This is a genomic window from Pseudoalteromonas sp. 5Ae-yellow (genome assembly GCF_014077565.1).
In the GTDB taxonomy this organism is placed as follows: Bacteria; Pseudomonadota; Gammaproteobacteria; order Enterobacterales; family Alteromonadaceae; genus Pseudoalteromonas.
On sequence record NZ_JACGWD010000108.1, the window covers coordinates 1 to 8,855 of the forward strand.

8 protein-coding genes are annotated in these 8,855 nt (G+C 37.6%); 4 read left to right on the forward strand and 4 right to left on the reverse strand.

The genetic code is table 11. From position 1 onward, the window contains the following. Positions 1-230: 230 nt before the first annotated feature. Positions 231-1,220 (reverse strand): tRNA dihydrouridine(20/20a) synthase DusA, encoded by a 990-nt coding sequence (dusA, locus tag H4J63_RS18865; protein WP_182197968.1) that lies wholly within the window; start codon positions 1,218-1,220, stop codon positions 231-233. A 232-nt stretch (positions 1,221-1,452) separates the two neighbouring features. On the opposite strand from dusA, the gene H4J63_RS18870 reads away from it, so the two are divergent. Both H4J63_RS18870 and H4J63_RS18875 read left to right on the forward strand, forming a co-directional pair. After that, entirely contained in the window at positions 1,453-2,511 is a 1,059-nt protein-coding gene (locus H4J63_RS18870) for a site-specific integrase (RefSeq protein WP_154945331.1), read from the forward strand. Between the two features lie 237 nt (positions 2,512-2,748). Further along, positions 2,749-4,965, forward strand: a complete 2,217-nt coding sequence (locus tag H4J63_RS18875; RefSeq protein ID WP_138577948.1) for an AAA family ATPase — start codon at positions 2,749-2,751, stop codon at positions 4,963-4,965. 506 nt (positions 4,966-5,471) lie between these two features. Here the strand turns inward: H4J63_RS18875 and H4J63_RS18880 are convergent. Continuing rightward, positions 5,472-6,146 carry a hypothetical protein gene (locus H4J63_RS18880; RefSeq protein ID WP_013463096.1) on the reverse strand — a complete coding sequence of 225 codons (675 nt, stop codon included), beginning with the start codon at positions 6,144-6,146 and terminating at the stop codon, positions 5,472-5,474. Between the two features lie 120 nt (positions 6,147-6,266). Then, positions 6,267-6,779: a hypothetical protein gene (locus tag H4J63_RS18885; RefSeq protein ID WP_024604506.1), complete on the reverse strand. Its 513-nt coding sequence runs from the start codon at positions 6,777-6,779 to the stop codon at positions 6,267-6,269. A gap of 85 nt (positions 6,780-6,864) precedes the next feature. Here H4J63_RS18885 and H4J63_RS18890 point away from each other — a divergent pair, with 85 nt between their 5' ends. Beyond that, positions 6,865-7,497, forward strand: a complete 633-nt coding sequence (locus H4J63_RS18890) for a recombinase family protein (protein WP_263972598.1) — start codon at positions 6,865-6,867, stop codon at positions 7,495-7,497. A 415-nt stretch (positions 7,498-7,912) separates the two neighbouring features. Continuing rightward, positions 7,913-8,356 carry a hypothetical protein gene (locus H4J63_RS18895; RefSeq protein ID WP_024604508.1) on the forward strand — a complete coding sequence of 148 codons (444 nt, stop codon included), beginning with the start codon at positions 7,913-7,915 and terminating at the stop codon, positions 8,354-8,356. A gap of 58 nt (positions 8,357-8,414) precedes the next feature. Here the strand turns inward: H4J63_RS18895 and H4J63_RS20675 are convergent, their stop codons facing one another. Then, positions 8,415-8,729, reverse strand: a complete 315-nt coding sequence (locus H4J63_RS20675; RefSeq protein WP_089368985.1) for a DUF4879 domain-containing protein — start codon at positions 8,727-8,729, stop codon at positions 8,415-8,417. Positions 8,730-8,855 lie beyond the last annotated feature (126 nt).

Here is an 8,855-nt window from a genome sequence, read left to right on the forward strand (position 1 = left end):
TTAGAAATCCACTCAAGAGGGATATGTTTCTGAAATGTAGATAAAGAGTCAGGAGTGGCGAATATATCCGTATCAAGTAACCAATGACTAAGCATAAAAATACCCTCATAATCAAAAGATGATAAGGGTATTGTGAAGCAACCAAAAGATCGGTCAACCGATCAAAAATACCTTAACTGATCGGTGTTAACTCGAAAGTGGCTAAAATTTAGAATTTTTAAAGCTTAGCTTTATTCTGGTACAAAGCTTAATGCTTTATCCATTACCGATAAATCAGCTTGCTTACCGTGACCACTTTCAGAAAGATGGCGTCTAAAACCTCGCGCACCAGGCTGCCCCTGAAAAATACCGAGCATATGACGTGCAATATGCCAAAAATTAGCACCCAAACGCATTTCTTCTTCAATGTAGCTGTACATTGAGCGCACTACGTCGTGGCGTGATTGTGTGTTTGCAGCATCACCATAAATTCTCTCATCAACGTCATTGAGCATAAATGGGTTACTGTAAGCTTCACGCCCAATCATTACACCATCAATATGTTGTAGATGTTCTAGGCTCTGCTCAATTGTTTTAACGCCGCCATTTAGGCTTAAGTCTAGCTGCGGATAATCTTTTTTAAGTTGATAAACACGTGGGTAATCAAGCGGTGGGACTTCACGATTTTCTTTCGGGCTTAAACCATTAAGCCATGCTTTACGAGCATGAATAATAAAATCATCACATCCTACTTTATGAGACGCTTCAATAAGCGCACATAAAAACTCATACGAATCTTGCTCATCAATACCAATACGCGTTTTAACAGTTACAGGAATACTTACTTCGTTTTTCATTGCTGCAACACAGTCCGCAACTAATTGAGGCTCAGCCATTAAGCATGCGCCAAATCGACCATTTTGAACTCTGTCTGACGGGCAACCTACATTTAAATTTATTTCGTCATAACCACGCTCACCTGCGAGCTTTGCACATTGCGCAAGCGCTTTAGGATCAGAGCCACCAAGTTGCAGTGCAACTGGGCCTTCGTGTTTATTAAAATGTAAGTAGTCGCCTCGACCAAATAAAATAGCCCCTGTGGTTATCATTTCAGTATAAAGCACAGTATGTTTAGTCATTTTGCGATGAAAAGTACGACAATGGCGATCAGTCCAATCAAGCATGGGTGCAACGGAAAATTTTCTATCTAACGCATTCGACTGCGGCGCAGGGTTTTTCATTAATTTACCTTATACATCAATAATTTATAACTTGATAACAGGTTGGTTATCTTTCATTATTCTTCACGTTATTTAGATATTTTAACAAGTTCGGTCTCCCTATGGTCTCCCAAGGAACCGAGTAAAGAATGAATTAAGGCACCTGCACAATGAATGTTTATTATATAAAAAACCAACCAATTGATCATGAACAATCGGCTTGTCAGGCAAAGATATTTTTATAGGTAGTATTATGTCCTCACATTACGTCGAAAAACGAAAGCGCGCCGATGGAACAACGAAGTACCGTTGCAAGGTTGTAGTAAAAGAAAAAGGCAAAGTTATACATCAGGAAAGTAAAACTTTTGATAAAAAAGCCAGTGCTGACACGTGGGGAAAACGTCGCTCTAATGAAATAGATTTAAATGGTCTTTCCAGACCCATAGAGTACATAAAAATTAACGACCTTATCGATCGTTATTTAACAGATCCTAAAATAGCTCCCAACGTAAAGCGGACTAAGGGGGCTTGCCTAACCATGCTTAAAAGTTATGGCATTGCTAAGCTATATGCTCACGATCTTAAATCATCAGATATTATTGAGCATTGTCATCAGCGAATAAGCTCTGGTGCTAAGCCTGCAACAGTTGCCCATGACTACTTTTATTTAAAGTCAGTCTTTAAAGCTGCAAAGCCTTTCTGGGGTATGGAAATCACTGAACAGCCTTATGTTGATGCGAAACCCATGTTAGAGCAGATGAACTTAATTGGAAAAAGCCAAAGAAGGACACGTCGTTTAAAAAAAGGCGAATATGAAGCACTTGAACAAGGCTTAAAGATCAGAGAAGAGCACCGCTCTGCACATATTCCTTTTGTTGATATATTTCAATTCAGTATTTTAACTTGCATGCGTTTAGGCGAAGTAACCAACCTCAAATGGGTCGATTTAGATAACGATACAAGGACTATTTTGTGTAGAGATAGAAAAGATCCTCGTAAAAAAGAAGGTAACCATATGCGAGTCCCTCTTTTAGGTGAAGCCTATAGCATAACAATTAGACAACCCAGAAAAGGAGAATTAATTTTCCCTTACAACCCTAAATCTATTGGTTCAGGCTTTCGCAGCGTTCGAAAGAAGCTAGGCATCAAAGAGCTAACTTATCATGATTTAAGGCGTGAGGGAGCAAGCCGTCTATTTGAGAGAGACTACCGCATCGAAGAGGTCGCTCAAGTGACAGGGCATAAAGACTTAAAAGTATTATGGAATGTCTACACAGCATTAAACCCTGAAAATTTACACAGAGACTTGTAGCATGTGCAACTTAATAAAATAATTTGAATTAGCCTGAATGTAATCTGTCAGTTTAGTTTGCTCGATGTGACTAGACCTGACAGGCTACCCTAAATCGGTTCTGTCCCATTCAGTGCTGGTGACAAGGAGGTATTCCTTCAGGCTTGGTTGTTCAAAATTTACACTCTATTAAAGCATTCACATCCAATCTTAGATCATGCATAGTAGAATGAAGAACCACCTACTCGGAGTAAGTGCATGTTTAAGAGTGTAAAGTCCATAAAAAACTTCGGTATCTTTAAGGATGCCAACACTAATGCTGGTCAACCTTTCTATCAATTTAACTTATTCTATGGCTTTAATTACTCTGGAAAGACCACGCTTTCACGTGTTTTCCGAGCAATGCAGCTAGGTGAAATACCAGAAGGCTTCTCTGGGGCATCTTTTGAAGTGGACTGTCACGAAGCTAGCTCTATCAAAAGTAACAACTTACAAAAAGTAGAAAACCTACGTGTTTTCAATTCAGATTACATCGTTAAAAACGTTAATTTTGATGAATCAAGCGTAAACCCAGTTTTGATCGTAGGTGAACGTAACATCGAACTAGAAACAGAACTTCAAGGATTGGAAGAGACTATTCCTGCAAAAGAAGTTAAGCGAGATCAAGACATAGGGTTCGCAGCAAGCAAAGAAAAAGAGAAAAACAATCGTTTAACTGAAGTAGGTCGAAACGTTGCGGTATTGAGTATTCTAGGTAGGTCTACATTCAACGCTTCAAGCGCTAGATCCATGCTTGCATCTGCTGAAGCTAGTCATGATCTAACACCAGAAAAAATGAGTGCTTACATTGATACAGCAAGAGCCAGTAATGTATCAAGCGTGCCTAAAGTTAAACTTAGCACCCCAGAAATGAAAGGTATTTTGGGTGATATTGAATCAATCATGGCTACTTCAGTAACACAGACAACTATTGCTGAGTTGGATTCAGATAGAAGCCTTAGAAGTTGGGTTGAAGAAGGGATAGAGCGTAACGCTGGACACACTACCTGCCAGTTCTGTCACAACACGATTAGTCAGGCAAGAATTGATGAGCTAAATGCTTATTTTTCGAAAGCGTACAAAGACCTTAGCCAAAGGATTGATGTTGCTATCGCTTCGGTTCAATCACAAGCATTCATATCAAGTATTCCAGATACCAGTCAACTTTACCCAGATCTACAGAAAGGTTTTGACGAATTAAGAAGCCAAATCCAGCCAATCGATGATTCTGTCGAAGAACTAAAAGCGTCACTGGTTAAGTTGCTGACTGACAAGAAAGAACACATGGCTGAGGTACTTCCATTCAATGCATCAGACTATCCTTTACCGCTAGTTACAGACTTGGTGGAGCAGTTCAACACACCAATAACAGCGCATAATAAGCGGGCTGCTAACCATTCCACAGAGCAGCGTCAGGCTATTGAAGCAATCAAACGCCACTATGTGTACCAAGAAACACAGAACTACGATCACCCGCAAGCGCAGCTTGATATACAAGCGTTTAAAGATGCTTCTGTCACCGCACAAACCGAGATCAACGCTAATCTGGCACGTATCGATGCGATAAAGGCTGAACTTAATAACACTAAACAGGGAGCGCATAGTCTAAACGACAACTTGCGACAGTACTTCGGTAAGACTGATATAGAGATTAAGCCTGTAGGTGGCACATATAAATTCATGCGCGAAGATCGAGAGGCAAAGCACTTATCTGATGGTGAACGTACTGCAATAGCATTTGCGTACTTCATTACACAATTAGAAGATGAATCCTTAAATGGCATCAAACCTATCGTGTATTTGGATGACCCGATCTGTAGCCTTGATTCAAACCACATTTATAACGTTCTTGGCATTATCAAAAGTAAGCTAGGTCATGAGCACGTAGAACAGCTTTTCATTTCTACGCATAACTTTGAGTTCTTCAACTTAGTAAAAACGTGGCTGTTCTATTTCAGTAGGACTAAGACGGGCACAGCAAAGCGAGCACAGTTCTTCTTAGTTAATCGTACAGGCGAACAATCTAAGATTGCTCCATTGCCTAAGCTGCTTAAAGACCACAGATCCGAGTATGCTTATTTGATCAGCAAGGTTAAAGAAGCTGTAGAACGACCAGAGAATTGTGATTCTATTGCAGTGCAGTCGTACGTGAGGAAGATACTGGAAGTGTACTTTTCGTTCCGTTTCAATCTGACTGAATTTCGGGGTAATGGCAAAGACCAGATAGCACCTAATCTACTGAAGGACATTGAAGGTGCGGAAGTTAAAGCAAATACGTTGTATGAGTACGTGAATGAAAAATGTCATGCTAAGTCAATGGAACTAGGCGTTCAGTTTCCCGAAGCTATGCAGCCGCAATTAACTAACGCATGGGAGATCATTACAAACGCCATAGAAGCAAATGACAAGCCACATTATGACGCATATTATGCCTAACTTTTGAATATCACGTTATTTGTATTCTTGTTAACAATGAGATAAACGAATATATCCTTCTCTAAACAAACGATTATCGCCTGATAAAGTCAAATGGAGGTGTGTGATATCCAGATATGATGGCAGTTGTTGCTCCCCCTTGACACTCAGTAGTCAGGTTAACTAGCTTCTGTCCATAGACGGGTTATAAGTATAACTCGCCTTTGCCCCAAAACGTGTTAAAGCAATTATTCTATAGGTCGGCTTTGAGCGATAACCGGACACTGAAAAAGTTAAATTTATTCCTGTGTTTTAAGTAGAAATCTAATTTTGTCCAATAACATTATTAAACGCCGTTTTGGGGCAAAATAACATGCTTAATTCCTAGCTGTTTTAATTACTTGTTTACAAAGGTAATTATTGGTGAAATTATCAGGGTATGTAATATACGCCGTTTCGGTGTGTTATAAACCACCAAAATGGTGTTCAATAAGCTGTTAGCTGTTTTGCTATGTTCTAGGCTTTTTTCAAATAAAAACATCGACTTTCTTTTTGTCGGTTAACAATAAAGCAGCCTTTTCTTGATATAAATCAAAAGTATCGTCTGATATAAATTTATCAAACGTATTAATTATTTCTTTCATGTAAGAGGCTCTTACTTGATAAGTCTGACGTTCAGGATATTCTTTAGCAAGTCCATCTAATTTCTCTGAACTATTAGAAAAATACTCCATAACATTAATTTTTTTATCAGGATCTACATCCCCTCCACCATAAGAAAGGATCCTAAGTTTAGACTCTAAACTATTCATATCTTCTCTTTTTTTGGATATTATGGGGTTTCCTGACTTACCTAATCTAACTGGTTCATCACTATCGTATTTTTGTGTGTATTCTCGTTCCATTTCATTCACATTTTTAACAATACTATGAAGTTCTTTTATACTCATATTAGAAAAGTTGAGCTCTTCTTTTTTAAATACTTTTTCATATGCACTTCCCTCAATTAATGATGAATCAAAAGCATTATTGTCTTTTTTTTCTTTAACTTTAGGATCAAGGTGAGTTGTGTTTATATTAATTTTTAAGCCACTTTCGCTTGTTTTAGTAGAAAAGCTTTTTATTTTTTCATCATCACTGTTTGTAAAAATAGATATTTTACTTTCAAATAGAGTAGGTAGTAGATTGGTGCTGATTTTCATAAAAATCCTTTTTCATATGTCGTTTTCTTTTATCGACATAATTTTATAAAACTTAAGCTTTTATTTTAGATTGTTTTCTATTAACGACTCATAGGGCTGAGTCGTTAATAGAAAGTTTAACTAGCCACCAGATCTTACTTCATAAGTAATTCCACCATAAGTAGATCCAGTTGTTGTTTTATTTTCAACTTCCCAATAATAAGTGCCTGCATTAAAGATAGAAGTGGAAACTGCTACGCTATATCCGCCAGCAACTCTATCTCCATTGCTATCAACCAAAGTCACTTTGAAATCATGTCCGTCATAGTTTCTTAAAATTGCAAAACCGTATCTACGGCAATTACCACCATCATAAGTAAAGCTTGCAATAGTTCGAGTCTGCTCCAATTTAAGACTAGTGTATCTAGTGTAAATTGTAGGGCTACAACGTTCATATTCACTGGTTGTTTGCTCATTTTTAGCTGCTTCTTCAAAATCAAGAATAGAATTCAATGATGCAACTTGATCATGTTGCTCTTGTACTTGAATCGAAGATGACTCTGTAACCGAAGTATCAGCACTGATTGCATTGAAAGAAAAACTTGCAGCAGCAACAACAAACATTGTTGCAGGGAGTAAATGTGAATATTTCATAACTTAAAATCCTTTATTGAGTTAGTTTACAAAAAGCTATACTTTATGATAACTATATTTGACTATTATCAAAAGTACTCTCATAATGTTTTTATCAAAACATCTTAAAGTATACGATAAAAAAATGTCAAAAATTGGATACGCGAGAGTAAGCTCAACAGGTCAAAGTTTAGAAGTGCAACTTGATAAGTTAAATCAAGTTGGCTGCGATAAAATTTATCATGAAAAGCAAAGTGGTAAAACAGCGGCTCGACCAGAGTTTCAAAAGTGCATGAATTATCTTCGGGAAGGGGACACTTTTGTTATCACCAGATTAGACCGTCTTGCGCGTTCCGTTATTCACTTATCACAAGTTGCGGAGCGCTTTCAGGCAGAAAATATTGATCTAGTAGTAATTGACCAAGCAATTGATACATCTACTCCCACTGGAAGGTTAATGTTTAACATGTTAGCAGCCATTGCCGAATTTGAAACTGATTTACGCTCTGAGCGGCAACTAGAGGGTATTGCTAAAGCTAAAGAGCACGGCGTTAAATTTGGTCGACCAACAAAAAGAACCGATGAAATAGATTTAGAAATTTATAATAAAAGGAAAGAAGGTGTACCCATTGGTCAATTGGCAAAAGATTATGACTTGGGTTCGGCTACGATTTATAGAATATTGAATGATGTATTTGAAAAAGTATCAACTGAAGCAACAAAATTATCGCTAGGCTAGATCTCATTCATTCGAGATTTAAATGAATACTTAATTATCCCCTTATTTAATCGGCAATAGTTTGCCGTTATTAAACCATACTATTTCCCATTCGCCGCTTCTGTTGGCTAAAATCACTGACATTTCTACCTCGATGTGTACTTTCGTGCTTATACCACTTTCATTAATTAAGTGATCTATTTTAGGCGGAGGAAAATCATTAAACACAAGGCTTTTTTACATAACTAGCTGTTCTAATAATTAAATAAATAACGCAGTAGTTAGTGGTTTTAACCCATATAAATGATCACTTAGTTTGTGAGATTAGTATTAATACTTCTAAAAAACCTGTTGCAAATAACAGGTTTCGATTTGTTGGCCTGCTACTTGCTCTGATATAAGCATTGTCGTTGCAATATTTAATAAGGGAGCAAATATGCAAATTACTAATACACCGTATGTTAATCATGCTGAGTCAGCCCAACATAGCGCGTTAAGCACAAGAATAAATGATGGACAGGCTACTAACACAACCAAGAAAACCGAAACAGACACCGTTTCAATCAGCTCTGCCGGTCGCAATGCTGAAGCTAAATGGCAAGAAATTGCAAATAAATACGATATGACCAATATTTCTGGAAATGAAGTAATGGGAATGGCTAAAGAGCTTTATGACAATAAGTTAATTTCTAGCGGTCAAATGCTTGATATGTATACACCACCAAGTATTGATTTTAATTTAGATGAAAAAGTTAATTATGTAGCTCACGTGACTAAGGAATTGGAAAGCCTAAAATTACATAGTGACGGGTCAGCTCAAATGAGAAATGCAATTGAAGCTAAGTCTAGAGTGTTTGATATTGTAAAACTTATTGGTTAAATACCCATGTTCGTGTGTCATTGTGAACATGGGTTGTGCTCTAATTCTTGTGTGTTAATTATTGAACGAAAACAGAATCACTCCAAAAACCAAATGGTGATGCTATCGAATTTGCTGAAACATTAACAGTACCACTTATATTTGATGCGCCAAAAAAATCGAATTGATGGAGGAATCCAGTAACTGTTTGGCCTGCACTACAAGTACTTAGGTTTGCTCCACATCTAGGAGTGCTAGATGTGGCAGATACACTAGAACCTGCAAACGTTGCGTTGTTTGTATTACCGTAACCGAACTGAAATACATAAACTCTAACTTGGCCACCGCCATGATTTTGAGTGGTTGAGAACTGATTAGCTGATACAGGGTCTATAGAGGGCGTTCAGAATTCTGTGTCAGCCTAAGTTGCTAAATATCTAGCACACCATCTAACCTACCTTCGAAGTGGATGGCCAATTGCGACAATGTCAGATTCCAATTATGGATTGGCATTGTCCAT